Raw genomic sequence first — 1,706 nt, forward strand, 5'->3', positions numbered from 1 at the left:
CGTTGCGGTCGGAACTTCCATGTTCATGGTGTTCTTATCCGCTTTGGTTAACTCAGCCAGCCATATTTCGCTTGGGAATGTTCCGTGGTTATATACAATTCCAGTCGTACCGGCTGCTTATATTGGAGCCAAAATAGGTGCAAACTTAAATCAACGTATTCAATCGGAAACATTGGTATTTGCTCTGCGTATAATCTTATTATTACTTGGTGTTCGCTCGATTGCTGCAGGACTGATGGGATAAGGAGTTGGCCAAATGATTGAAACCATTCATTTTTATCATACTAATGATTTACATAGTCATTTTCAGCATTGGCCACGTATTCATGAGCTCGTGACAGCACGAAAAAAATGGCATGTTGAAGAAGGCGAATCGAGTTTCACGATAGACTTGGGAGATCATATCGACCGTTCCCATATTTTCACGGAAGGAACGCTCGGCAAAGGAAATGTGAATCTCTTAAATGAAGCTCTATATGACGTTGCTACTATAGGTAACAATGAAGGTATAACTTTGTCCTACGATGAATTGGAAAATCTTTATGAAGATGCACAATTTAAAGTCGTGGTAGGAAACTTGTTTAATCAAAATGGGGAAGTTCCAAATTGGTTATTGCCAACCACTTTTCTTACAACGATGCATGGTACAAAGATAGGTGTGACAGCCCTAACTGCTGAATACACTCAGTTTTATGAACAGCTCGGATGGCAAGTAACGGATGCATTTGTAGCTTTAAAAGCACATGTTGAGCAACTAAAAGGTGAAACTGACGTCATCATTTGTATGTCTCATTTGGGGATTCAAGCAGATGAAGAAATGGCCGAGCAATTTCCCGAAATTGATGTCATTTTTGGGGCACACACTCATCACATTTTACATGAAGGAAAGCTGGTCAATCGTTCCCTGTTAGCAGCCGCTGGCAAGTTTGGATATTACGTAGGGCATGTGACACTAGAATACGATTTGGAAAAGAAAGAAGTTATAAAGAAACATGCACTTTTGTACGATACAAATGAATTGCAAGAAAGTGTCGACGAAGAAGGATTTCTAAATAATTTGGTCAATGTGGGCAAAAACCTTTTATCAGTTCCAGCGTTTTACCAAACGGAACATCTTCCAAAAGAATGGTTCAAGGATTCCGCTTTGTCGACTTATTTTGGGAACGCATTAACCACATTTTGTAACACCGAATGTGCCCTGTTCAATGCAGGCTTGTTCTTAACGGACTTACATAGAGGTGAAATATCACATTTTGATATTCACCAAATGATGCCTCATCCAATCAACCCTTGTGTCATTGAACTGACTGGAGAACAATTAAAAGATATTTACAACTTGTCGTTAAATGAAAGCTGGCCAAATCTTGAAATTAAAGGACTGGGCTTTCGTGGGGTAGTGATGGGTAAAATGATTACCCATCAATTTAAGGTAGTTGAGGATGATTTGTTTATACGTGGGCGTCTCATTGAACCTACAGTCAAGGTTCGATTGGCAACTCTTGATATGTTCACTTTTGGTTATTTCTTTCCAGCATTCAAAGAATTGCCAAAGACTTACTTTATGCCAGAATTCATTCGTGACATTCTAATTGCATATGGTCAAAAGAACGAATATAGGAATAATTGAGGCTTCCTGGTCGTAATATGACCTAGGAGGCTTTTTTTGTGCGATTACGTAAAATATCAAAAAGGTCAGTTTATTGGAA

General features: G+C 39.0%; 2 protein-coding genes. Both read left to right on the forward strand.

Going from position 1 to position 1,706, the window contains the following annotated elements:
• Window positions 1-244, forward strand: a 244-nt coding sequence (locus tag AC1DSB_RS18900) for a TSUP family transporter (RefSeq protein WP_477587375.1), incomplete at its 5' end; no start/stop codon positions are given.
• Between the two features lie 12 nt (window positions 245-256).
• A complete protein-coding gene (locus tag AC1DSB_RS18905; protein WP_477587376.1) occupies window positions 257-1,627 on the forward strand; it encodes a bifunctional metallophosphatase/5'-nucleotidase in 1,371 nt (456 codons plus the stop codon).
• Window positions 1,628-1,706: the final 79 nt, after the last annotated feature.

This window comes from Paenisporosarcina sp. P4_E4_2 (assembly GCF_056401595.1).

Coding starts and splice junctions, on each gene's coding strand:
- AC1DSB_RS18905 (WP_477587376.1), top strand. CDS start 257: ATGATTGAAACCATTCATTTTTATCATACTAATGATTTACATAGTCAT.